At 32.1% G+C, this 25140-nt stretch carries 21 protein-coding genes; 5 read left to right on the forward strand and 16 right to left on the reverse strand.

Annotated features, from left to right (window positions below; translation table 11 throughout):
- Positions 1-32: 32 nt before the first annotated feature.
- Complete coding sequence (locus IPJ91_01360; protein QQR93787.1) at positions 33-1646, reverse strand: DUF559 domain-containing protein; 1614 nt, start codon at positions 1644-1646, stop codon at positions 33-35.
- Between the two features lie 419 nt (positions 1647-2065).
- Here IPJ91_01360 and aspS point away from each other — a divergent pair, with 419 nt between their 5' ends.
- Both aspS and IPJ91_01370 read left to right on the forward strand, forming a co-directional pair.
- Entirely contained in the window at positions 2066-3445 is a 1380-nt protein-coding gene (gene aspS / locus IPJ91_01365; protein QQR93788.1) for an aspartate--tRNA(Asn) ligase, read from the forward strand.
- Between the two features lie 75 nt (positions 3446-3520).
- On the forward strand, positions 3521-3952 hold the full coding sequence (locus tag IPJ91_01370) for a DeoR family transcriptional regulator (GenBank protein ID QQR93789.1): 432 nt from the start codon (positions 3521-3523) through the stop codon (positions 3950-3952).
- A 66-nt stretch (positions 3953-4018) separates the two neighbouring features.
- Here the strand turns inward: IPJ91_01370 and IPJ91_01375 are convergent, their stop codons facing one another.
- The gene (locus tag IPJ91_01375; protein QQR93790.1) at positions 4019-4570 is read right to left on the reverse strand and encodes a hypothetical protein; all 552 of its coding nucleotides are present in this window, start codon (positions 4568-4570) and stop codon (positions 4019-4021) included.
- 150 nt (positions 4571-4720) lie between these two features.
- Between IPJ91_01375 and IPJ91_01380 the strand changes: the two genes are divergently transcribed.
- On the forward strand, positions 4721-8503 hold the full coding sequence (locus IPJ91_01380; GenBank protein ID QQR93791.1) for a hypothetical protein: 3783 nt from the start codon (positions 4721-4723) through the stop codon (positions 8501-8503).
- 88 nt (positions 8504-8591) lie between these two features.
- Complete coding sequence (locus IPJ91_01385; protein ID QQR93792.1) at positions 8592-9254, forward strand: hypothetical protein; 663 nt, start codon at positions 8592-8594, stop codon at positions 9252-9254.
- 4 nt (positions 9255-9258) lie between these two features.
- On the opposite strand, the gene IPJ91_01390 is transcribed toward IPJ91_01385, so the two are convergent.
- From IPJ91_01390 to IPJ91_01430, 9 genes are all read right to left on the reverse strand, one after another.
- Positions 9259-11160, reverse strand: coding sequence for a hypothetical protein (locus IPJ91_01390; protein QQR93793.1), 1902 nt, complete (start codon positions 11158-11160; stop codon positions 9259-9261).
- A 1-nt stretch (position 11161) separates the two neighbouring features.
- On the reverse strand, positions 11162-12166 hold the full coding sequence (locus IPJ91_01395) for a hypothetical protein (GenBank protein ID QQR93794.1): 1005 nt from the start codon (positions 12164-12166) through the stop codon (positions 11162-11164).
- A gap of 6 nt (positions 12167-12172) precedes the next feature.
- Positions 12173-13006 carry a transketolase gene (locus tag IPJ91_01400; GenBank protein ID QQR93795.1) on the reverse strand — a complete coding sequence of 278 codons (834 nt, stop codon included), beginning with the start codon at positions 13004-13006 and terminating at the stop codon, positions 12173-12175.
- 28 nt (positions 13007-13034) lie between these two features.
- A complete protein-coding gene (locus IPJ91_01405; protein ID QQR93796.1) occupies positions 13035-13778 on the reverse strand; it encodes a hypothetical protein in 744 nt (247 codons plus the stop codon).
- A gap of 6 nt (positions 13779-13784) precedes the next feature.
- A complete protein-coding gene (locus IPJ91_01410; protein ID QQR93797.1) occupies positions 13785-14492 on the reverse strand; it encodes a triose-phosphate isomerase in 708 nt (235 codons plus the stop codon).
- A 27-nt stretch (positions 14493-14519) separates the two neighbouring features.
- Positions 14520-15038, reverse strand: coding sequence for an RpiB/LacA/LacB family sugar-phosphate isomerase (locus IPJ91_01415; protein QQR93798.1), 519 nt, complete (start codon positions 15036-15038; stop codon positions 14520-14522).
- Positions 15039-15050: 12 nt separating this feature from the next.
- Complete coding sequence (locus tag IPJ91_01420) at positions 15051-15785, reverse strand: hypothetical protein (GenBank protein ID QQR93799.1); 735 nt, start codon at positions 15783-15785, stop codon at positions 15051-15053.
- A gap of 96 nt (positions 15786-15881) precedes the next feature.
- Positions 15882-18251 (reverse strand): hypothetical protein, encoded by a 2370-nt coding sequence (locus IPJ91_01425; GenBank protein QQR93800.1) that lies wholly within the window; start codon positions 18249-18251, stop codon positions 15882-15884.
- A 59-nt stretch (positions 18252-18310) separates the two neighbouring features.
- The gene (locus tag IPJ91_01430; GenBank protein QQR93801.1) at positions 18311-18955 is read right to left on the reverse strand and encodes a superoxide dismutase; all 645 of its coding nucleotides are present in this window, start codon (positions 18953-18955) and stop codon (positions 18311-18313) included.
- Between the two features lie 85 nt (positions 18956-19040).
- On the opposite strand from IPJ91_01430, the gene IPJ91_01435 reads away from it, so the two are divergent.
- A complete protein-coding gene (locus IPJ91_01435) occupies positions 19041-20981 on the forward strand; it encodes a DEAD/DEAH box helicase (protein ID QQR93802.1) in 1941 nt (646 codons plus the stop codon).
- 8 nt (positions 20982-20989) lie between these two features.
- On the opposite strand, the gene IPJ91_01440 is transcribed toward IPJ91_01435, so the two are convergent.
- The 5 genes from IPJ91_01440 to IPJ91_01460 form a co-directional block, all read right to left on the reverse strand.
- Entirely contained in the window at positions 20990-21379 is a 390-nt protein-coding gene (locus IPJ91_01440) for a hypothetical protein (GenBank protein ID QQR93803.1), read from the reverse strand.
- A 20-nt stretch (positions 21380-21399) separates the two neighbouring features.
- Complete coding sequence (locus IPJ91_01445; protein QQR93804.1) at positions 21400-22200, reverse strand: ParB/RepB/Spo0J family partition protein; 801 nt, start codon at positions 22198-22200, stop codon at positions 21400-21402.
- A gap of 220 nt (positions 22201-22420) precedes the next feature.
- On the reverse strand, positions 22421-23041 hold the full coding sequence (locus IPJ91_01450) for a hypothetical protein (protein QQR93805.1): 621 nt from the start codon (positions 23039-23041) through the stop codon (positions 22421-22423).
- Between the two features lie 10 nt (positions 23042-23051).
- On the reverse strand, positions 23052-23468 hold the full coding sequence (locus IPJ91_01455; protein ID QQR93806.1) for an NUDIX domain-containing protein: 417 nt from the start codon (positions 23466-23468) through the stop codon (positions 23052-23054).
- Between the two features lie 24 nt (positions 23469-23492).
- The gene (locus IPJ91_01460) at positions 23493-25112 is read right to left on the reverse strand and encodes a hypothetical protein (protein QQR93807.1); all 1620 of its coding nucleotides are present in this window, start codon (positions 25110-25112) and stop codon (positions 23493-23495) included.
- Between the last annotated feature and the right edge of the window lie 28 nt (positions 25113-25140).

Here is a 25140-nt window from a genome sequence, read left to right on the forward strand (position 1 = left end):
TATGCAACAAGGGAGGATAATTTGAGATTTTGCTATTGAATTATCCCTCTTCCGAAGCAAACTTCGCCATTGTAGAAAACTGCACTTTGACCTGAAGAGATTCCACGAACTGGTTCTGCGAAGTTTAGCTCATTATTTTCTAAGTTTAATGTTGCTCGAACAGGTTTTGCTCTATAGCGAACTTCAACTTCAAGATCAACCAACCCACCTCGTCCTTCGGACACTCCTCCAATGGAGGAGAATAATTTTGAATTTATGAAATGAAGGTTTTCAAGTTGGCAACTATTTTTATATAACTTCGGATTATCAGTTCCTTGAACTACATACAAAATATTTTTTTCTAAATTCTTGCTACTTACAAAATATGGTTTTTGATGTGGCGAAATTACTTTGATTTTATTCAGACCTTCTCGTTGACCTATAGTATAAAATGCAATCCCATCATGCTCACCTACTTTAAGCCCACTGTCTTCATCTACTATAATTCCAGGTTTATAAGCGATATTATTCCTCAAAAACTGAGCAACATCAATATCTCCTATAAAACAAATTCCTTGAGAATCTTTCTTTGTTGCAATTGGAAGTTCAAACTCTTCTGCTAATTTTCGAACTTCACTTTTTTGTAAATGACCAATTGGAAATAGTGTTTTGCTAAGCTGAAATTGATTTAGATCAGACAGAAAATAAGACTGATCTTTGTTTTGATCCAAACCTTTTAGTAAAAAATATTCAACAGATTTAGATTGATTATTTACATTAGCAAATTCTACAGTTGGGCCTTCCTGATAAGGAGGGTAAATTTCGCTTTGCGAAATTTGGGAGGTTAAATAATTTTTAATTTTAGTGCAAACAATTTCAAAATTATACTCTACATCATTACTTTCAAATCTTAAAACATTTATTCCTAGACTATTTAAATAATTCGTTCTTACTTTATCATATTCTAAACCTTCAGTAGTAAAGTGTTCTGCACCATCAAGTTCTATTGCAAGATTATATTTTGAACAATAAAAATCTACTATGAAATTTCCTATTGGTTTTTGTCTTGTAAATTTATAATTTTCTAGTTTTGATAAGAAGTCATACCAAAGATGATTTTCAGACCTAGTTGCTCGTTTGTGATGTCTATTTAATTTTGTCAAGTTTGTATTGTAATTAACCCACCGTCCCGCTTCGCTGTCCACCTCCCTTGACAGGGAGGCCACCAAATTTGGAGTGATATTGTCAGTACTTGACTTTACTCTTGCATAATGTCCTGTTGCGATCATATCAGCGTCTTCCTCTAATGCTCTATTTAGAAAAGTTCCAAACTTGATTTTACTATTGCAAAGTATATCTGGGTTTGGAGTTCTACCTGCTCTATATTCATCAAAAAAATAATTTACAACTTGTTCTCTATATTCTTTTTCAAAGTTATATATCTTCATCTCAATTCCAAGTTTGTCGCAAACTAACTTCACATCTTCTACATCCTTTTCCCATGGACAATCAGTTTGAATTCCAAAATCTTCACCTGACCAATTTTTCATGTAAACTCCAACTACATTATCTCCATTTGATTTCAAAAGTGCTGCAACTACTGAAGAATCAACTCCTCCGGACATTGCAACGAATATTGTTTTTTTGCCGCTGTCTATAACATTCATAAGTTTCAATAATTTACACAAAAATTATACCACTTCCATAGGGGTTTAACTTATTTTAGATAAAGTTACAATATTTCTCAAAAAATGCTTGACTTATACCTCTTTTTTGGTACAATGACTTTGTCAACCAACAATATTGTCTTTGACTATGTCATTCGATGATATTGTAGTTGGAAAATCTTTGGTTTTTCAACTAGGTTGACATAATTTTTATGATCTAAGTTAGTGACAACTTAGGGAGAAAGTACAAATTAAATAATTGAGAAAGATTAGATTATTTATAATCCAAAAGTAAAGTGGCACCGCGAATTACATTTTTAATCTCGCCTTTACAAAGTATTGAAAGTTTCAGTATTTTGTAAAGGCCTTTTTTTGTTATAAAAAATATCACTATAACTTAATTCCAAGTATTCAAAATTATGCAAAGAACACTCACATCACAACTTAAAGAAAATACAGGTCAAGAAGTCATGCTGCAAGGTTGGCTGCACAATGTACGAGATCTTGGCAAATTTGGTTTTATCATTATTCGAGATAGAGGAGGTCTGGCACAATGTGTAGTTGAAGATGCTGAAGAACTGCGTAAACTTGATAACTTATATACAGGCACAATAATTCAAATTGAAGGTAAAGCTATAGAGAATGAGAAATCAAAGTATGGATATGAAGTTTCAAATTCAAAAGTTACTGTCTTGAATCCAGTTACCTACCCTAGTCCAGTCGATATTTCAAAAGAAGACTTGAATGTAGAACTAGATACTGCATTGAATCTTAGATCTATTGTACTTCGACATCCTAAACAGCAAGCTATCTTTCGAGTTCAAGCATCATGTATGAAAGCATTTAGGGAATCTATGGAGAGGCAAGGATTTACAGAGTTTGTTTCACCGGTTTTGATAGGAGTGCCATCCGAATCAGGAGCATCAGTCTTTGAAGTTAATTATTTTGGCGAAAAGGCATACTTAGCACAATCTCCTCAGATCTACAAACAAATTATGACTGGAGTTTTTGAAAGAGTGTTTACTATAGCAAGAGTATTTCGTGCTGAGAAACACAATACTAGCAGACATCTTATGGAAATTGTTCAAATGGATGGAGAAATGGGTTTCGTCAATAATTATGATGAAGTCTTGCAAGTCATAGAACAAGTAGTTCGAGACATCGTCAACTATATTGCAGAGCATAATGTTGCAGATTTGAAAATCCATGGTGTGAATTTACCAAAACTACCTTCTGGCAGATTTCCAAAAGTGAAAGTTAAAGAAGCGTTGCAAATAATTGAAGAAAGAACTGGCAAATCTGCCAATCGTGAAGAACTTGATTTGGAACCTGAAGATGAAAGGGAAATTGCAAAGTATATTCTAGAAAAGTTTGACAGTGATTTTGTTTGGCTATTGAACTTCAAAAGGGATAAGAATTTTTATACTTGGAACAATGAAGTTGGAACGGTAGATTCAGTTACTGATAAAACAGCTGATCCTGATGAATCACTTTCATTTGATCTCGAATGCAGAGGTTTAGAGTGGTTGTCTGGTACGCATAGAATTCACAACTTTGAAAAACTTTATACAAACTTAATTGCACAAGGATTGAAACCTGAACATTATGTTCACTACCTTCAAGCATTCAAATACGGTATGCCTGCGGAAGCTGGATTTAGTTTTGGTTTAGAACGACTGACCAAGCAAATATTTGAACTTGATAATATCAGAGAAGCTACAAATTTCCCTTGTGATCTAAATCGGGTAGCGGGATATCCAATGAAGTCAGAAAAGAGTTGGGGAATTGATACAAACTAGAAGATTTTGAATGAAACTTACATATGTGGTATATAAATACTTGCATATCTAGATACGTGTGTTATAATCAAAATTATGAATGACACAAATACAAAAAAACAAATCACTGATGAATTGAAAAAATTCAAAACTTCTTACAAAGATTTACAGGAAAAAGCGAGGGTAATATTTCCTGACATGAATGCGAAAGAAAGACAATGGTTTGAAAGTTTTCTATACAACCTAAATGTTGAATTTGATAATTTTGCAGATAATCTAAACGAAATTTTGGATAGTATCAAAGAAGAAGATAAAAAATTGCCAAATGTCTTCAAAACTCTAAATTCGAGACAATACAAAATCTTGACTTATCTCAAAAAGTATCCAAATATTGTGAGAAGAGAATATTGTACAATGTTCAACATATCAGCTATGACCGCGTTCCGCGACTTGAAAGATCTAGAACAAAAAGGTTTGATATTTGGAATGGGTGCTGGAAAAGGAAGAAAGTTTGGTTTGAAGGATTGATGAAACTTGATAATTTATCAACTTGTTTTGAGCTTTTGATTCTAATTCTAGAATCAAAAGCTCTTTTTATATCAAAATTGGTAGGTCATTCAAATAAGGACTAAGACCAAGCAGTTCTCTCATAAAAAATGGGATACCTGCTAGACCGAATACTAGCATAGTTATTACAAGCATTCCAGTAAGAATTGCATCTTGTATTTCTTTGAAAGTTTCACTCTTGTTATCCTTTGTTTTTGCATTCATAGCAGCTAAAACTATTTTTACAAAGACCATAAGAAGTATAATTGGTATAAAGATTCTAAGTATAGAGGTTGTAATATTGTTTTTCGCATTATCTGCATTTACTAAATTTGAATATATACATCCAGCTGAAGTCCATTGAGTATTGCCTGTTGGTGAAGTAGTACTTGTATTTCCTGGTGCTGAATTTTCAGATAAACATATACGACAGTATTGAAGATCTCTTGACTTGTCTAATGCTCTTTTTGGATCATTTCCATAAGTAGCATCAACATATCCGTTGCAAATACTATCAATAGTCAACACTGGTGGAACTGCATATATTTGACCAAAAAAAATAGCATTTATGACAAGGTAAAGGCTAAAAATTTTAAACATGTTTTTGCTAGTGAAAAAAGTAAATGTCATTGTTGTAAAGTTTGTAGAAAAGATGGCATACAATTCATGTTTGATTTTATATTTATTGTTGGTAAATATCAACTCTTTTTGTTATAATCTATACGCTATTATTTACATATACTTGTTTGAATGCCGTTTATTAAAGGACCTGAAAATACATATGGATCGCATGAGGTGGTTAAATATTTGCCAGGCTCTTCCGGTGATCCAGAAAAAATTCTTGCTGAAGTAAAGTCCTTTCTTGGAGACTCAATGGATGCAAATCTACCTGTCCCTCGATGGGCACCAGAAAGTATTTCGACAATTATGAGAGCAGCCGAAAGAGCGAAAGACAAGAATATTCGGAAGCAATTAGAGGCAGTTCTGTATTTTATTGATATAATACCTTTGGTATCTGATGCTTTGACTCATAGTGCCGTCGGATTGGATGGCAGGATAAATGAAATAGCTAAGAAAGTTGGAGAATCTACGACATATGGAGATCATGCTAAATATCTTATATCCTTATTTGAGGGTGATTCTAGTAAACAAAAGAAGTTAGAAGAAGCACTTTTTTTTGATTTTGGGGAATTAGATCTCACCATACCTCATAAAGCATATAAATCCTACAAGTCGAAGCCTGGCTATACTGCAATTTTTTGGCACATTCCTGAAAAAGTTGCTTTTGATTTGACTAATCTAAGTGTTTTATTTTCAAATGCTGACCGAAATAGATCTGAGCTTTTAACTAGGCTTGGCAAAGATTGCCAATCTTCTTTGGGAGTAGACCCCGAAAATGATCCAAGACTTTCTGTTACTACTATTGAATCGACTTGCAATATCCGAGATATAATATATGGCCTGCATGAGATAGGTCGTTTAAATGGATTGTTGAGAGCACATGTAAACGATGCATTAATTGTCAATATGCAGACTCTTATGTCTGCTGGAGATAGCTTAGTTCATGACGAGAGATCAGCTCAACCAGTACCTTTAACTCTTTTAGTCATTGTTCAGGAAGTATTAAACAAAATATTTCCCAGTTATGGGGGTGGAGTTGGATATACTTCAGCCTTAAAAAAGATTGAAGAATCTCATAGATTGCATGATTTGTTTACTCGATCTATCTCTGAAGGTGCAATAAGAGGTCTAAACCGTAGACTCAGACCAACCCTTGATGGAAAAGCTTTGAATCTTCCTGATCTTGTGGACTACTTAGTTAATTCACCTGAAAACCGGAGCGATCGGTATGGTGTTTTGGTTGACGTTGCCTTTGATGGAGATGAAGAGGGGAAAAACAACTTTGTTTTGTCTCTTCATGGAAGAGAGCCAGTAATTGAGCATCTTGTTAATGAAAACTTTAATGTTTATACAGGGGTAGGCTATCAAGGGTTTGTCAAAGCTATAAGGGAACCTAAACTGGAAAAGACAGCTACTATCTTGGGTCGACAGGGGACAATGAGACCAACTGAAATTGCAAGTGCTATTGCATCAGATATCGTTAAAAATTATGGAGGAAAAACATCAGAACTAATGGCTGCTTATGAGAAAGTTTTTGATGCATTTCGTATAATTAATTATGGACCAAATTCGCCGTTGAAACATTTTCTTGAGTCATGTGGAATATTTGTTGCCCCCGGCTTCAAAGCAACAGGATCGTCAAATACATTTTATGATGAAATTCTGAGTCTTCTTGAGTTACTTAAAGAAAATAATATTCCATTTTTGGTAACAGAAGGGCAACAAGGTTACACCTTACAGATTGGTTTAGGCGATATTACAGATAGCGCTGATAACATAAGTAGAATTAGAAAAAGTGAAAAGGATATTTATATTTCTGGACGAAATTTTCTTGAACTCGTTTCTGTAAGGTCGAAGTTTTCAGATTCAGATTTAGAAAAAGTCTCACCATATCTGTTCGGTTTGATGTTAGGATCTAGAAATGAATATGGTTATTTGCCTTATGGTATTCTAAATATGGTTGATTTGAATCCTGATAAGTTGATATGGCGATATACTGCAGCTATACAACATATTTTGACATCTGGTTACTTAGATTCAATAGTAGATGCAAGAGCGCAAGGCAAAAGAGTTGCTTTTGATCCTTCTTTTGGATTGGTTTCTGCAGTTAGGCAATGGCAGGAAAATGCATTTGCATACTTGACAAAGCAGCAACTTACCGTAAGATTAACCCGGTATGTAGTTAATTATGGAGCTAAAAAGGATGTGATGCATGATGCTATAAAAAAGTTTATCGAGGACAGGCAGAAACTAAAGTTAGGTGATATTAAATATCACTCTATAGAAGATTTCATTATAGCTTTGAAATCTGATCCATCTTTAATAGAAATATTTTATGACGATGAAATTGGAGCATATATATTTCCTGATGCAGGAGATTCTATCCCTGGAATTATTTTTAGAATTAGTGATATAGTAAATTCAACAAATAGAACAGATTTTTATAAAAAAATGCTACCAGTTATTGCCACATTTTTTGAAAGATTGACTGGTGCAGATCCATCATATAAGATATCTAACATTGTAGAATCAATCAATGCTAATGTTATGGGTTTTTTTGATGCAGCAGTAAATAAGCTTACATCATTGATAGTCGTTCTATCTGTACTAGATTTTGCTACAGTAGGTGGAGATAAACACTATGAATATAGTTATCTAGGAATATCCAAAGAAACCGCAGCCACAATTTTGTTTGCTCAGTTAGACTATACATGGAAGAACTTTTCAAAATCACTAGAAGCTTATGCAGTTTATGGTAACTCCTATTTAAGGAATAAGGGTGAGTTTGCTGCTGAAGCTGCAAAAGGATTCTTTGATAAGGCCAAATTAAAGAATGCATTGGGACAAGGGTTTGTACAAGTATTTTCAAAAGAAAACTTTGCATCTCTTTTTAGAGATATATTACCAGATCCAAAAGATCCTCAACAACTCATAGTAGCTATAGCTTCACCATTTCTATCTGTTTTCTTATATACCAATGTAGTAAAAACTATTTTGTCTGGTATTGAAAGTTTTTTTGGTATAGCTGATCCGATCATGTCTGCTAATATATCATTATTTCCTTTAGGTACAATCTTTACATATATGACTTTGATATCTTTGTTTATGGGGCCATTTGTAAGGTTGAAGGAATCAGCAGTAGTAGATAGAGTTAAAGACATAAAAAGTAGTAACAATTTTGAAAAAATAGGGTTAACTTTAGGTAGATTTAGTTCAGATATACTAGCCAGAGCTTCAGTCATAGGTCTTTTCGGTGGGATAAATAGTGTGATACTAGCCTTTGGTCACTCGATGGTGACAGAAGGCTTGCTTGGAATTGTTAACTCTCCACTAGTTGCAATAGTTGTTGCAATTCCTATGGTAAGTAAGATATCTGCAGCTTTTCGTAAGCTAAATAGTTATGAAGGAATATTGGGTATTAAGCAAATTACACCAATTGCATATAGTCTAACTCCATATAGTGAGCTAGGTACATTATTCAAAAGACAAGGACTTATCGGGAGTGTGATCTCATTGGTAAATATACTAGCTTACAAAGTTTATCCCGATGTACTTAGTATTCCTATAAAATTATTAACAACTGTTTTACGTCGTTCCATTGCAAATATACCAAATATAAAAGATGCAAGAAGTTTATTTACAGACACTTCGACATCCTTGCCAGTTCAAGTTCCTGAAGACTCACTAAAGTTTGTTATCAACTCAATTCTTTTCAACATGACTTATTGGAGTTTCTTTTTTGCATATGATATTGAAGCTGCAAAGAGCTTGAACAACATATATAGACTTGGATTGGTTGGTCCAGCAATAAGAAGTATGAACAATCTTTTAAGAAGGTTGGGTTATGGAAAAGTAGGTGATCCAACAAAGGAAAGGGAGGAAGTATTGAAGCAATTTGATGGCAAGGAGTAAAATTATGAAAATATATATCCTAACTTAGTAAATATTTAATATTATGAGAAAAAGTTCTTTTAAGGAAACTGTCCGTTTAATACAATCAGTGTTTCCACGTGAATTAGATAATGTTGGAACAGGACTGACTTTGACAGAAGCAATGCATAACGTTTGGGATATTGATAATGTAGAAACTCCTCGGACACCAAGAACTACAACAGCACTACTATTGGCTCTTCTACTTGGACTTTCTACTTATGTTGTTTTTCCAAATCAATTTAAAGGAGCTGTCAATATTATCAAAGGTGCTATTCCTGCTTTTACTGAAGCCACAGCAGATCGTAATGATTTGGATACTTTGAATGTGGAACTTGAAATATTGAAAGATCAAGTTCTTGAGTGGGTTAAAATTGGAAGTGAGATTAATAACATCCCTATCAAAAGAATGCGTGATGAAGATGTAATGAATCAGATTAAAGGAGCACTTCCAAAGTCTAGCAACAGTGTTGCAGCTTTAAGTATGCTTACTAACCGTAATAACCCTTTTTTTGATGAACAAGATATCCAAGAGATTCGAAGTAACGGACGGCTTTCTGATGATCAGAATGCTAGGATCGATGCTGAAACTATCAGAACCTATCAAGGACTGAAAGTAAGAGAACAAGAAGTAAAAAATAATTATCATAAAGAATTAGTCAATTTCTTGGTATTGAATGGAATAATAGATCCAGAACATGCAGATTTTCTTCGAGATATATTAACACAATGAATCTCTATATACCAGGTACCATATTCACTATTGGGATCTTCCTTAGAACTGATCTTGTCTGACCTATAGCTGATGAACCATATTTATCAAAACTAGATCCTGTACTGCCTAATGCTGATTCTATCATTTTTGGTAAATTTGGTAACATCAAATATATACCATATGCTGCTAAGCTGTATACCAAATTGATCGTAGATGAGCCAGTATTCCCTGTAATACCAAGACCAGTAGGAAACCAATTCAGATTGGACGTGGAGGAAATAAATCCAGCACCTAAAAATACAATCAATATCGAAGCTGCATAAAAAATAGGAAATGTAAGTACTGAAGCTAATAATGACTTAAACCATTTAGTTATCAATTTATTTTGACCTGGCAAAGCAGATGAAATAAAGTATAAAGGTGCCAATACTGGCAAAAAAAGTATGTAAACAAAAGACTTGATTAATGCAAAAAATATCTTAAACATTGTAAAAAATGCTACTGCAGCAAGTATAAATGCAATCAATCCACCTGGGCTATTTGCGCTAAAGTTTATAGTATTTGAAGTAGAAGGAGCTTGTGTAGTTGTTGAACCAGACACACCAGCTGGCATAGTCCCAGGATTAGATTGGCTAGGAGGTGTTGTTTTAGTTGTCTTATCCCCTGTGAATCCTGAAAGCATATTATTAAGCATCTGGACCAAAACGCCGGTTAACTCAGTATTTCCAAGTTGAATAGGCGATATTTCAATACTGCCGGCACTATTACTGGTAAACAATGTATCAATTTTGCCTCCAATATTACCAACTCCGAATACATTGAAAACATTCAAGCTATTTGCACTTAGATATTGAAAATAATCGTCAATTTCTTTAGACAGACTTACATATGTTTGACCATCATATATTTGACCTATACTCATACCATTATATACATCGGGAATATTTACTGTAACTGAATTACTCTTACTATCTGAATATTGAATAAGCAGACCTCCTGCAGGAACATTTAATTTAACTTGGTTAAATACATAACTTTGTAAACCACTTGTAAGTAAATTTCCGGAATCTAATATAAGTGCTGAAATAGGGTAGCTAAAAATTATCAATAGAATAGCAACTATAAGACTAGGAATACCATTTAATAGACTTATTAAGGCTCCAGGATTGATTTTCTTCCTAAATAGTATAGCCAATGCATCTATAATAATAATTATTATTACAATGCTAATAGCAATGCTTACAGTTAAGCTTGAAGCTTTAGAAGTTGCTTGTAATATTTCGGCTCCTGTAGAAGTTACAAATTTAGGTAAAATAGCTGCAGCATCAGTATACTTCACAGGGTTTATCTTTGCCAAAGTTTGATTTGCAAAGTACTCTGTTGAGACAGGTTTGTTTTGATACAAACTAGCCATGGTATTTCCCATAAATCCAATAGTACTACTTCCATTTATATCTGTAATTACAAAATCTCCACTTGATGTCCTATCGTAAGAAGCATAATTGGGTATATAGAAAGTTGGGTAATATGCTTCTAAAAAGTCATCTATTTCATTTTCAGGTACAACTATAGTGTCTTTGCAAGGTATAGTAAACCAGTTTATTGCTATATCACCAATACTTGTCAAATTGTCAAATTCTTTTGTATCAAAAGTAGGTCCAGAATAAGCTATCCACTTTGACCACGGCTTGCTTGCACCTTGTTCTTGACATTTTGCATAATCCATTCCTTGAGCTATCACCATATTTGAAAGACCTGCAGCATTTACAGTCTTTTCATACTTAGTTGCTACTACAAATAGTGAGACAAAAATTATCACCAAAATACTAAACAAATTTCGGATTTTATTTTTTTTGATCCAAAATAACTCTAATTTTTTTAGTTGTATATTTGTTTTTGTAGAAAGTATCTGAAATTTATTCATATTATCTTGATGAATTTGAACAAAAGTATCTATCAAATATCTCTGTCGCTGTAAATTCAAAGTGTTTTCTCAGTTGAGCAGTAGTTCTTGCACTTTCGCCATATCTATCAAGTGCAATTATACGAAAAATCTTGCCTTGTAGCAATGATTTTTCAGCAAGAAATCCAGCGATAGTTGTACCAAGTCCACCTATTCTATTATGTTCTTCCAATACATATACTTCATCAAAATTTGAAACTAAATTTGCGATATCTTTATCAAGTAAAGGTTTTATTCTTGATGAATTGTATATTGAAACTGGATATCCAAACTTTTCATCAATTAATTTTGCAAGATTCATTGATTCACCAACCATTGTACCGTGAGCTATTAGCAAGATTTTTTTCTTATGATTCTCATTAGTTTGATGACTTTCAAAAACTAATCTTTCTGGATATTCCAAATTATACTTTTGTTCTCTAGGATTTACTTCTATTGCAATTTCTGGTTCGCGATTTAGGCGAATGTATGTTGGACCTAACTCATTTGCAGAAAGCAATGTCAAACTTTTTGCTTCTGTATAATCAGCAGGAGAAAAAATTTGCATATTTACAAAACTTTGCATAACACCAAGGTCTTCCAAAACTTGAACACTCATCCCATCAGCTGCATAGCTCAATCCTACATGTGAGGATATAAGTTTCACATTTAGATTTTGCTGGTCTATAGATATTCGTATTTGATCCACGCATCTCATAGGAAGGAATTCTGCAAATGATGCAAAATAAACGATATTGTTTGGATCTGCCATGGCAATGCCAGCAGCTACAGTAGCAGCGGATTGCTCTGCTATTCCACACTCTACAAACCTATCTGGTGCAAGTTCTTTGAATTTTGTAAGTCCTAATGACTTTTCTAAATCTGCAGAAATTACCCAAACATTTTGATTTCCTGCTAATTCTGCAAGAGCATCTGCAAATCCATCTCGCGAAGATTTTGTACTATTTTGTAATAATTTTAAAGACATAGTAAATTAATTTTCAAGCTCGGTTACAGCTAATTCTAATTCTGATTTAGTTAACACTTTTGAATGCCATTCATAGTTATTCTCAAGAAAGTTAACTCCTTTTCCTGCCGTAGTGTATGATAATAGTACATTTGGTTGTTGATTTGAAAAGTTCGAATGGCTAAATACTTTGATAATGTCATGAATATCGTTTCCATTTAATTTTGATACATTCATATCAAAAGCAATAAGTTTTTTTTCTAGATCTTCTAAAGGAAGTATATGATTTGATCTTCCTGATTGTTGAATATTATTTCTGTCAATAATTATAGTTAAGTTATCAAGTTTGAACTTACTTGCAATCAAAAAGGATTCCCAAACACTACCTTCGTTCATTTCGCCATCAGATATCAAAACAAACACTTGATTTTTTTTGTTCGTTTTTTTGTAAAAAATAGCTTCACCCACCGCTAAACCAACTCCTTGACCGAGGCTTCCAGAAGAATTTTCAATAAAATAATCTAAGTTTCTATGGGTATGACCTTGCAAAATGGAACCAAGAGACCGCAGGTTATTCAATTCAGCAAATTTTATCAAACCTATCTCGGCTAGGATGGAATAAAGTAACGGAGCATAGTGACCTGCACTTAAGATAAATTTATCTTCAAATACTTTATTTTCCAAATCCACAATCTTATTCTTCAACAAAGGATTTCGCAATACATAAAAAAATAAATATGCGAGCAAATCAACGGCACCCAAAGGGCCAGCTATATGACCGCTTCCTGCTAAATGAGTTGATATCAATATATTTTTGCGAATATTTTTCGTGATGTTTTTAAAAAGTTTTTCGTCAAACACTAGTTGAAAATTTTGATACTTGCCTTTTTTAATTAGTTTGAAAATAACTTCCAACTATAGCAACATTTACAGATTTCATTGCATCAAGCTCACCATTTGAAAGACTTGTTAAATTTTGTAAATTTATCCCACCATCCACTTTGATAATGGCTTCTTTGAAAAGTTCTTTGATTGTTGGAATATTTCTTAATTGACTAGGTGTAAATTCTTTTCCTTGAGCTCCAGGTTCTACAGTCATAACTTGAACGAAGTCAAAAAGTTTTCTTGTTTCACCATATCCATGCCAAAATTCATTCCATTTAGTCTTTATCTCGCGTAATTTCTCTACATCAGAATCAGGATTCAAAGCTATACCAATTTCCCAATCATCAAATCTCGAAAACTTTTGAATCCAAGATGAATTTGAAAATATACTTGAATCAAGATGCACAATAAATCCAGCATTTGCAAAAGCAATCGGATCTATAGCTTCAAGCAGCTCTAAGAAATTATTTGACATTAAATGAAAATACGGCTTTATTGTACTACTAAGTTCTGTTTCAAGCAGGGCTTCACTGTATTCATTTATACTTAGTGTCGTGTCAAATTGCTTGGTATTTACTATCTTTGTAAAATCTTGTGTAACAACATCAAATTCAATCTCATCAAAGTAATCCATATATCGAAGAAGCTCATGTTCTACAAAATCTGAATCATCTGATAATATAGAAGGTACAATCTTTGATTTGGGTAAAAAGTTTTTTATGTTCTCTATTTTCTCTTGTATGGACATATTCATTTACAAAATTGACTTAGCAAAACTTTTGCTATACATATTTTCATAATTTAATAATTCTTCAAGTTTGCCAAAAAAATCTTCGTTCTCAGTTACTACACTTGAAATCATAACGCCAGCAAAGCCCAGTTCATATGTTTTGATAAAATCATTCTCAGATTTGATACCTGCACCAAGAATTATCTTGTCTTCATCAAATTTTGATTTCAAATACATCAGATTTTGCATCTCTTGATCAATCACACTTTTTGATGAAAATGAATTGCCTCCGCCTATCAAACTTCGTGGTTCATAAGATATAAAAGTAGGATGCAAACTTATATATTTTACAGTATTGCAAACATCATCAAAGCATACAATCGTCTTGAGATCTAGTTCATTACATATCTTCACAGTATGTCTAAGTATATTTGTATCGATATTATGTTCGGCATGATTTAATATCGTACCCCAAGTTCCGAGATTTTTAAGTAATTCTGGACTAATAAAGCCAGTGCTTTTGGGTGTATCTATAAAATCTGCATGTTGCCCCAAAACTTTTATATTTGAATTTAGTTTATCAAGTAATTCAACATAAAATCTAGTTGAAATAATATTTGGTGCTATTAGAAAATTTACATTGGAAAAATTTCGTAATAAAACATTTAATTTATCAATAACCTCATATGTTCTATTTGTTAATTTATAATTTTTTAAGTTCAGTATAAACATCTTTTATCAAATAAGAATATTTGTTAACTATATGTTTCTTTGATTGAAGTCATAATCAATAACTTCCAAAACTCTTCTCAAATGTCTTTCTTCATTTTCAAATGTAGTTTGTAAAAAGGGCTTTACAATTGTTTGGTATAAAATGGTTGGATTTACTTCTTCAAAACTTTGTAAAATAAGTACATTAGCATTATTATGTTGTCTTGCAAGGACAGCAGATTTGCTATTTAGACTTAGTGAAGCAAGTATACCTTTGAATTTATTTGCAATGATACTCATGCCTTCGCCAGAGCCACAAATCAAAATCCCATATGATGGCCAATGAATATCAAACTTGTCTCTTAATACTGATAAATTTAGATAATGAAAATTGTCCTGTTGGACATTTTCACAAACCTTCTTGCCAAAATATACATAATCATCACCAAAATCTTCGGCATAAGCACCATTATCTGCGATATGATTCATTCCAAAATCCTCTTGTAGCAATTCTGCTAGTTGATTTTTTAGTTTCCAGCCACGATGATCAGCTCCGATATATATCATGGTTTAATAATTTTATTGACCACATTGATTTAATCCGCTTGCATCAAAAAGGCAGTTTCCATCTTTGTTCAAAATGACAACTGTAACTCCTGAATAATTATCTGTCACAGTTTTTTTTATAGACTCTTGTAATACACTATCAGATACTGATCCTCCAAGTACTACATCCTTGCACATCTTGACATAGACTTTCCAATCCTTCTGCGACAGTGTCCAGATATATGGGTTGCCATTTAAATCTTGCAATAAATTACCAGCTGTATCATAACACTTCCCTTCTCCATTCATTGTTATATCTTTTTGAAAGCCCATACTTTTTTCTTCTGTTGTTGGACCACGAAACTTTGCGCTCATAGCATCAACAACTTTATCTAGTGGATCTGTACTGCTTGAGTCTCTCAATACATAGTCAAAGATTGATCCATTTTTTGTAAAGTATACTCTTACCTTGCCTTCAGGAATGTTTATAGATGTTTCACTTGAAGAAGATTTGGAAGAATGTAAACTTGATGTTTGAGAAAGAGATATAGTCGAGTTTGACATCGTGCTTCCTGACAGACTATTTGCACTAGAAGTATAAGAAGATTGACTTTTCGTTAGCATACTAGAAGATGCAGATGAATTAGTACTTGTATTTCGTTCATTTGTGTCGGTCTTTGATTTTTGAAAAATTTGCCAAGCAAAAAAAGTACTAAGTGATATAGCAACAATAAGAAATACGATAAGTAGGGCAGTTTTTTTATTCATGATATTAAGGTTTAAAAATTTATATTGCTGATTTAATTTATTCTAAATTATTGGATAAATAATTTCAATATGTTTTTACTAACTTCAATACAAAGTTTACTTTTTTTGTACCAAATTTTCAATTTCAATTTTACCTATACTCTCTTTTATTTCAGTTAAATCAATGTTAGAAACAATTATTCCATGAATGCCAATGTTGATTATTTTCTTCAAATTGACCGACATATTATCACCACTAACTGCAGAAAAATTTACAATAACTGGAATTTTTGAGCTCATTGCAATTTTCAGCGTATCTTTTAGAAAATTTATTATCCCAAGAGTTTCAATATCATAGATGGTAAAAGCATCTCCACTTGCGTTAGAACCAATTGCAATCTTGCCTAATTCCAATAAATCCACAACTATACCATCAATTCCATCTCCTACTATTTGACTTAGATTATGAAATGCAGCTAAATTGTCGATAGAAATATAAAGCTTAAAGTTAGAACTTCTCCTAAGTCCGATAGAAGACATTGTTCTTTTTATATTTACTAGTTCTTCGCTAGTTTTAATATTTGGAATTACAACAAACAAATTTTTATTATTATCAAGATTTCGAGCGCTTAACACAGAATTAAATTGCCTCTCAATTTCAAAAGGTATGTTGATTGAATAGTTGATAAATTTATTTAATCCAGAAACTTTGTATACAATTGGTTTAGGGTTGTAAATTTGTGAATTATTTGACAAAATAATTGATAAACCTTCGTTATCGACACTTTCTGTATCAAAAGAAAAAAATGCTCCATCTGAATGTATAACTTCATCCACGCTGAGTCTATCGTTACCGTTCAAATTCAAGTATACCTTGGTAGCTGTTTTCAAAGGTCTACGAAGAGTATTTGTAGATTCTGCCACTTCTACTTTCTGTGGTAAAGTAGATTCCTTTGTGCTGTTTGGTATTTCTTTGTTGTCGATTTTTTCAATAAGGACAGATTCATGAAACTCAGTTGTATTCTCTTTGGCCTGTGCGAAATTTTCAGAAAAAACTTCATTTGCATCTAGAGCTTCGACAGGTTGAGGAAAATCACTATCTTCATTATTTACCTTACGCTCTAAGTTATTAGCCAATACCTGATAAACTGAATCTGTTTTTTCGTAAGCCAAACGATTTTCTGCTAATCCTAAATCAGGTTGAGTATTAGGAGAATCTTTATTTATTAAAATCCGAGGACTAGTCGTCTTTGATTTATTGGGATATAGGATTTGAAACGCAGACTTGTTTGTTTGTAGAGGCAAACTGTCCCTGTCACTAATCATAGTTTTTGTTTCAAATTTACCATTGACATTTCTTTCAACATCTATAAACTCGTTATCAAAGTTATTATCAAAAATACTTGTGTCTTTTTCTACAACAGGAGCATCTTGAAATTCAGTATCAAAATCAATTAGATTTTCTAAATCGTTTTCATCATCATTATTTAAACTACTTGATAAGGAAAGGTTCTCAGTTGATTGATTTGCCAAGTGTGATAAATTGTAGTCTGGGTCCAATCCACCTAAATCTTCAAGAACCAAACCATAAAGTTTTCCAGATTCATAAACCCATTTAAGTTTAAATAACTTTGTAATTTCATCATTAATAAAGTCAACTTTTTCTGCTATCTTGTTGATAAACTTATCATCCAATTTTTGTTTATCTTGCCAATTTTTTGAAATAGGGATTTTCTTTATTTTTTCCTCGCTATTTACCAAAATTTCCATTTCCTCTTGTTTCGAAAGAAACTTTTCCGTTACTTTTTTTTCATCTGTATCCCATATGTATTGATCTGGGATCAGTTCCTTTCTATCTAACAAGGTAGACAGTCCGTATGTTGCTTCTATAGTGTATCTATCTTTAAGGTTATTTATTAATTCGAAGTTATATGCATAACCTGAAACTTCAGGTTGAACAGATTTTGTGACAAGAAAGTCGTAGTTAGTTTCAAAGAAATTTACTGCATTTTTGAACTTGAAGTATAATGCTTCTGGATCAAAATCTTGCAAGATAGACTTCGTAAGTTCTACAATAATATTGTCTGTTCCTTTGACATTATCAGCCTTCACTGTAATTTTTTGTAAATTTGTTACCTGGTTTATACTGACTGCAGCGTCTAAAAAGCCGGAAACATCAGAGTAAGCTTTATTTAATTGTTCAAAAAAGTTGTCGTCAAAGGTATAATTAGAAATCCTTTTGACACATTCTGTCGCAAATCCTTGCAAATCTTTTGGTTGTAGCTTCGCTACATCAAACCTTTTCACAGATTCTATCCAAAATCCTTCCAAGTCGGTTTTTTGAAAAATATGTTTAACTATTTCTTTACTTATTATGAAGCTTCCCAAAATATTAAACTCTGCTAATGCAAGAATTTCATATGACCTTGAAAGTTTGGGAAAATTCTCTTTAAATTGTGAATCTTGTATAGTATAGATATAGTTCACTTTATTGCTTGATTAAGTTAATTTATAAACTTGAATTTCATTTATGTATGAGTTAAGAATTAGTTACAATCACAATGACAATCATTTGTGTGATTATGGCATAAACTAAATCCAAAGATCTCATCAATTCTTTGCCAATCTAAATTCTCAATAAATTTCTCAAGATAACTTGCTCTATCAGGACCATAATCTTTGTAATATGCGTGTTCAAATACATCACAACACATTACTAATTCAGAATCCCATATTGCTCCATTATTATGAAAATCGACGGAAACATTCATCAACTTTTGAGTAAAATTATCAAATAATAATATTGCCCAACCCAAAGATGATTTTCCAGTTGCAATAAAGTCTTCCTTCCATAAATCATAACTTCCAAAGTCATCAACAATTTTGGAGTAAATTGCAAAGTCCTCGTAATTCACTTCCGTAAAATCCTCTTTGTTTCCAAAAACCTCCCAATAATTTTCATGAAGTATAATTCCAGAATGATTGAAACTAAGTCTTCTTTTGAGTTCTCCAAACTCAGAATAATTTGCATTTGATGCTGATTTGTCCGATTTCTCAAGTTGCTCTACTATGTCATTGAATTTAGTGACATAACCTGCTTGATGCTTGTCATGATGCCACAAAACTACTTGCTCGCTTATAACATTGGAATAGGATTTGGGTAATTTAGGTAACGGTGTTAGATTTAACATATTTATTTATATCAAGATAGCTAATAATTTTCAATAATTATAACACAAGTCTTTGATATAATTTCCCGTGCTTTTATTTGATGAATTGAAAAAAACATTGTTGAAGCTAGAGTTTACAAAAGTGGAGAATGTATCAGATTATGCTGAATTTGAAGTAAAGGGTGATATTATAAAATTTTGGCCAAAGTTAACGGAACTTCCGTATGTAGTTTCATTTTTTGATCAAGAACTTGAATTTTGCAAAGTTATAGATGTCAACGATGAATCTGATGACATACTTAAGCAAAAGTATCTTGAACTCCAACAAAGTAAATCTGCATTTGAACAGTTTACGAAATTGCATTCAAAAGATGCAATCTCTGCAGCGATCAATAAATTTGAGAACTGGATTGATTTTATAGTTTATTTACAACTACAAGTTGAACCTGGAGACTACTTGGTTCATGAAGATAATGGCGTGGCTGAGTATATAGGAATTACAATGAAGAGAAGTGAATTTTACTTTGAATTGAAGTATGCAGCTGAGGATAAGTTATTTGTTCATTATTCTCAAATACATAGACTCACAAGATATTTTGGACCAGAAGGTATAAAACCTAAAGTCACGAAATTATCTGGTGGTGAGTGGAAAAGAATATTGAAAAAAGTCAAGGAAGATACTGCGAAGTTTGCGAAGGAGCTTGTCCTTCAAGATGCACTGAGAAGCCTAACTGATGCACCAAACATTTTGACTACAACAGAATTATATACAGAGTTTTGTGACGATTTCCCATATTCTTTAACTTATGATCAGGAAAAGTCTATTCAAGACATTGAAGAAGATTTACATTCACAAAAATCTATGAATAGACTTTTAGTTGGAGATGTTGGTTTTGGGAAAACGGAAGTAGCTATGAGAGCTGCTTTTCAAGTTGTTGAATCAGGTTTTCAAATTGCAATGCTTTGTCCAACAACAATTTTAGCTGCTCAACACTACAAACTATTTTATGATCGCTTCAAAAAGTTTGGCATAAAAGTATCGATGATTTCTTCATTTCATTCTGTTAAAGAAAATTTTGATAATATTCAAAACCTCGGAAATGGCAAAGTTGAAATAGTAATTGGCACTCACAGGCTTTTGTCAAATGATGTAAAGTTCAAAAATTTAGGATTATTGATTGTAGATGAAGAGCAAAAGTTTGGAGTTAGACAAAAAGAAAAACTAAAGTCACTAAGGTTTGGAGTTCATATTTTGTCTATGAGTGCAACTCCAATTCCTAGAACACTATCCCTAGCTTTGTCAAAGATACAAGATATTTCAATTATCTCAACACCTCCTTTAGGTAGAAAGGATATAAAGACACTTTTGTATGAACTTGATTGGAATATCGTGAAATATGCAATAGAATTCGAATTGAAAAGAAAAGGACAACTATACTTTGTTCATAATGATATCAAAACTATATTTACGATCAAACATAAGTTAGAAAAATTAGTACCCAAATTAAGAATAGCAGTAGCTTTTTCGGAAAACAATGTATTGCACGAGAAAGTCAATTTGAATTTAGAACAAACTATGGAAGATTTCTATAATTATAAATATGATATTTTACTTTGTTCTACTATAATTGAAAATGGGATAGATATGCCAAATGTAAATACTATCATTATCAACAATGCTCAAAACTTTGGGCTGTCTCAGCTACATCAGCTTAGAGGAAGAGTCGGAAGATCGGAAAGTCAAGCATATTGCTATCTCTTTTATAAACAAAAGCCTGACTATAGGCAAGTTATAAAATTTCCAACGACCAAGCACCGTAAATTTAAATTTAAAAAAGATGAGGAGAATTATACAAAGCGATTAGAAGTATTAGTTGGGTCATCTTCTCTCAACTCAGGATTTATAATTGCAAGTAGAGATCTAGAGATTAGAGGGGCAGGAAATATTTTGGGTAAAGAACAATCAGGTAATATCAATTTAATTGGTTATGGAATGTATTTGAAGCTTTTAGAAGAGGAAATAGCAAAAATGAATTCTAACAAATGATATAAAAGCTATTTTTTGATAAGTTTTCTAAGCCATTTTTGCATTTTTGGCTCATTATCTATTTCTTGATTATATTTCTCGAGTTCTGTGTGTAGATCAATGTATTTTATCTCTTGTGGAAATTCAACTATATAAATTCTTGCTTCAGGATCAATTATATTGTATTTCTCAAGTACTTCAGACTGTTTCTTTTCAACCTTTGTTGCTAGTAGCAACTCGTTTTTTAGTTGAGTATTTTTTTCTAATAATTTTGACAAATTGTTTCTTTCAGTTTGCAAAATATCGTATCTTGCAAGTCCATTTCTTATAGTGTGCAAAGTTAGATTCAGACTATAAACAATCACTACAATTGCGAAAATAAGTACCAATATGCTTTTTATTGAGATGTTCTTATTCAACTTTTAGAAAAAAATTAAAACTACTCCACAGATATTAACTTCATAATATTTTTAAGCATCTCTTCGTTTTTATATTTAATCACAATACTTCCACCTTCGGAAAATCTATTTGCCTTGATTTTACAAGTTACATTTGTTCGTTTGGATAATTGCTTTGCATATTTATTCGTTAATTCTATACCTTTAGCATTTAAAGAAACTTTACTCTTCTTATTTTGATTGATAGTTTTAACCAAGCTTTCAACCTGCCTGACTGTTAAATTTTTGGATTTAACAGTAGCAAAAGCAAGCATTCGGCTACTTTTATCTTTTATGCCGACTAAAGCTCGAGCATGTCCCTCCGATACTTGTTTTTTTAAAACAGCCATTTTGATCTCGTCTTGCAAGTCCAATAATCTAATTTTGTTTCTTATCGACGAATCAGATAAGCTAACTCTAAGCCCTAAATTGTATACATCAATGTCTCGCCCTTGAACCAATATTTTTAGTAATTCTGCTTCTTCAAATATATTTAAATCAAGTTCTTGAAGATTTTGCACAATCGCCAATTCAAGTAAATTATAATTTTCAATAGATATATCTATAGCGTCTAAAATAGAAAAACCAGCTATTTGTGCAATTTTGTATCTTTTTGCAGAAGCAATAAGTTCATACTTTTGATTAGCTATTGATTTGACTAAAAAAGGAACAGTACTATCCTTCTTTTTGATATCATAAGCATCATTTTCTAGCTCCAAGGTTGAATATTTAGGAATCTGGCCTAATTCATTTATCACAATGTCAGTTATGTTCAATTTTTGAATATATGAATCTGTATTCATCAACTACTTTAATACTTTTATCTATGCTATTATTAGAAGAATTAGGAAGATTACAAGCAAGACAATTACAATACTTTTCAAAAAAATCAGTAAAGTACCAGTTTTTGTTTTTAGAGATTTGTGTACAAGATATAATTGTCTTAATGAATTTAATGCAAGAAAAATATAAAACAATGATATCAATGTAACTACTACTTTTATCGCAAGAATGATTATTTGTTCACTGTTTATGCTCATAATGTTGGTGATCTTTTTGTACTGCATCTTTGAGATCAAGTATTTTATCTCTCAAATATGAAGGATTAGCAATTCTCTCCATAAGAAAAAAAGATTTTTCGGATGCAGTTTGTATTCGCAAATTTCCGTAATTAAAAAGATTTGACAAAAATCCACTTTGAGTCTGAGAAACATCTTCAATATTTAGTAAGCCTGCTTCAGCTATTCGGAAAGTACCTCCAGGTGTAAAGTCATAATCAACTATTCTTTCATTTGTCACAATGTATAAATTGTAAAACCATCTAATCCAATGCGTCACAATGTTGTCCAATATAAGTGAAAAGCCAAGAATTATAATTATTATAATATAAGGAATTGGAACCACACCTAAATAAGGAATTTTCAACTTAGTTAAAATAAATACAATTATAGCTAGAAACATTAATTCCAAAATAGAACCAATTATCCACCCGAGATTCGTTACAAATGCTGCTCTGGACAAGATATAAACTTGTTCATCCCTATTTTGAGATTCGAAATCGACTTTTGGGTTTTCGCAAGTAGATAAAGAATTCTTTCTCTTCGGAAAAATTCTTTTTACTTCTTCGATAGTTTCGTTGCTCATAAATTTAAAATTATACTTTCAATATATAATTCTGCAGTAAATAATCTTTCACTTCCTTAGGCAAGATATTTATTTTGAAAATTTGCATCAATGGATACCATGTCGGTATATATTTGTTTTTTTTACTTTGCCTATCGTATTCAACCGAATCCTTTCGTAATTCTGGGGTACCTTCAATGTAATTGCAAAGATATATTCTGCTTATTCTTTGTGCTGCCTTTGAATTTAACTGAAACAAAAATTCAACAATCTCTACGGTGCAATTTGTTTCTTCTTTTACTTCTCTAGTAAGTGTTTCTTCAAAAGTCTCACCTTCTTCTACTGTACCTCCGGGTAAAACATAAAAAATTTTTTTGTACAAAACTCTTTTGACAAGTAAAATTGCATTATCTTTGATTATTATTCCTCTACAACTGGTTTTAGACATTAGAAGATTATATCAAGTTCTACATCAATTTTGTACTTCAACCAATCTAAATTCCGTAGAATATAAATAAGATCTTTGACTTTCAGGATAATTTTCAAATATATAATCATTTATTTCACTTTTGAACCTCCAACCTGCTACATATTTTTTAGATTTATCGCCAATCAACCCAACTGCCCATACCCTGTTTGATCCACCAGTAAAAATTTCTATTTGTTGTAAATTTCCAATGTCAATATTGCCTAAAGTTTGAAAAATTTCTCCAATTTTTGCTTTTGTAAAGGCAATTGTGTTCCAGCTAAAATTGTAAGTTTGATTTCTATATGCAAAGGCTGAGTCATTTACTGATCTCAAATAAGGATAAGGTGTACCAACAAGTCCTTCTTTTGTTGTGGCTACTGAAGCCCTGGTGAAAACAAGCTCATTGTTCTCACTTTGTCCTTGATGACTTGCAGAATATACAGCAGTAACTAGACCTCCATTATATTTAATAACTTCTTTACTAGTTTCCTCTACTGCCCAAGCCTTTGCATTACCTCCAACATAGACTTGAAAGTCTGGACCATTTGATACTGTTGCACCAGAGCCTACTTTTTGTAAATGTGCAATCACATAAGTCCTAGCTGCAATTACTTGAGCTTTTATAGTTTCTTTAGGCCAGCAATTCCAAGAACCATTTGCTTGATTGGCATCACATGCTGTACTTGGAACCTCCCCAATTCCTGCAAGATAAGTTTCAACATCCATTGTCCCATATCCAGGAACGGTAACTTCAAAATTTGCATTATATTTTTCAATGCTAATTCCAGTATAGTATTTTTGTAATATTTGATGTGCTGTAAAGCCTTCGATTCCAGCCCCATAAGCTCCCCATTGTGACATACCTACTCCATGACCATCATACAAATCACGACCCCTACCACTAAAATAAATTTCACCGTTCACAAAAGTCTGTACGTCTATAGGTATTGGTGCTGGTTGAGATAATTTCTCAGCCTCTTCTTTCTGAATCCTTTTTTGTTCTTCGGTAATATTTAAAATGTCTTTGTTCAAAGAGTTTATTTGAGATATCACCTGATATCTAGTTTGACTTTGTAGGTTTAATTGTGCTTTTATATTCGCTAGCTTTACAGAGATTTCATCTCTTTTTTTATTTAGATCAACTATAGTACTCATCAACTTAGATTTAATCTCTTCAGATGAGGAAACTAAGCTTTTGATCTTGTCAATCTCAATACTTGCTTGATTTACATAGTTAATATCAGTATATATAAGATTTTTTGTGTATTGTGAATTTGGGCTTACTTTCAAATCAAAGTATAGGGATTCTTTGGCAGTTATTTTTGATAGTTTATAAATTTTATTTATCTTGAAATTAACTTGATTCAATTTATCTCTAATTTCATTCTCCTTATAAATTATTTCTTGATTTAAGGCATCAATTTCACTTATCTTTGCATTAACTAAACTCTGAAATTCATTTACTTGTTTATCAATTGCGTTTAGTTCACCTTGAGTTATATTTGTAGAAGTACTTATAGTATTGATAGCGTTGGTCAATTCATCCAAACTTGTTGATAAACTATTGAGTTCACTTTGCTTTTCGATCAATTTTGTATCTAGGTCATTTACACTTTGTGCCATTAGACTGATGGAAAAGGCAAAAAAAAGC

The sequence above is a fragment of the bacterium genome (genome assembly GCA_016699595.1).
In the GTDB taxonomy this organism is placed as follows: Bacteria; Patescibacteriota; Dojkabacteria.

Coding starts and splice junctions, on each gene's coding strand:
- IPJ91_01360 (QQR93787.1), bottom strand. CDS start 1,646: ATGAATGTTATAGACAGCGGCAAAAAAACAATATTCGTTGCAATGTCC.
- aspS (QQR93788.1), top strand. CDS start 2,066: ATGCAAAGAACACTCACATCACAACTTAAAGAAAATACAGGTCAAGAA.
- IPJ91_01370 (QQR93789.1), top strand. CDS start 3,521: ATGAATGACACAAATACAAAAAAACAAATCACTGATGAATTGAAAAAA.
- IPJ91_01375 (QQR93790.1), bottom strand. CDS start 4,570: ATGTTTAAAATTTTTAGCCTTTACCTTGTCATAAATGCTATTTTTTTT.
- IPJ91_01380 (QQR93791.1), top strand. CDS start 4,721: ATGCCGTTTATTAAAGGACCTGAAAATACATATGGATCGCATGAGGTG.
- IPJ91_01390 (QQR93793.1), bottom strand. CDS start 11,160: ATGAATAAATTTCAGATACTTTCTACAAAAACAAATATACAACTAAAA.
- IPJ91_01395 (QQR93794.1), bottom strand. CDS start 12,166: ATGTCTTTAAAATTATTACAAAATAGTACAAAATCTTCGCGAGATGGA.
- IPJ91_01405 (QQR93796.1), bottom strand. CDS start 13,778: ATGTCCATACAAGAGAAAATAGAGAACATAAAAAACTTTTTACCCAAA.
- IPJ91_01410 (QQR93797.1), bottom strand. CDS start 14,492: ATGTTTATACTGAACTTAAAAAATTATAAATTAACAAATAGAACATAT.
- IPJ91_01415 (QQR93798.1), bottom strand. CDS start 15,038: ATGATATATATCGGAGCTGATCATCGTGGCTGGAAACTAAAAAATCAA.
- IPJ91_01420 (QQR93799.1), bottom strand. CDS start 15,785: ATGAATAAAAAAACTGCCCTACTTATCGTATTTCTTATTGTTGCTATA.
- IPJ91_01430 (QQR93801.1), bottom strand. CDS start 18,955: ATGTTAAATCTAACACCGTTACCTAAATTACCCAAATCCTATTCCAAT.
- IPJ91_01445 (QQR93804.1), bottom strand. CDS start 22,200: ATGAATACAGATTCATATATTCAAAAATTGAACATAACTGACATTGTG.
- IPJ91_01450 (QQR93805.1), bottom strand. CDS start 23,041: ATGAGCAACGAAACTATCGAAGAAGTAAAAAGAATTTTTCCGAAGAGA.
- IPJ91_01455 (QQR93806.1), bottom strand. CDS start 23,468: ATGTCTAAAACCAGTTGTAGAGGAATAATAATCAAAGATAATGCAATT.
- IPJ91_01460 (QQR93807.1), bottom strand. CDS start 25,112: ATGGCACAAAGTGTAAATGACCTAGATACAAAATTGATCGAAAAGCAA.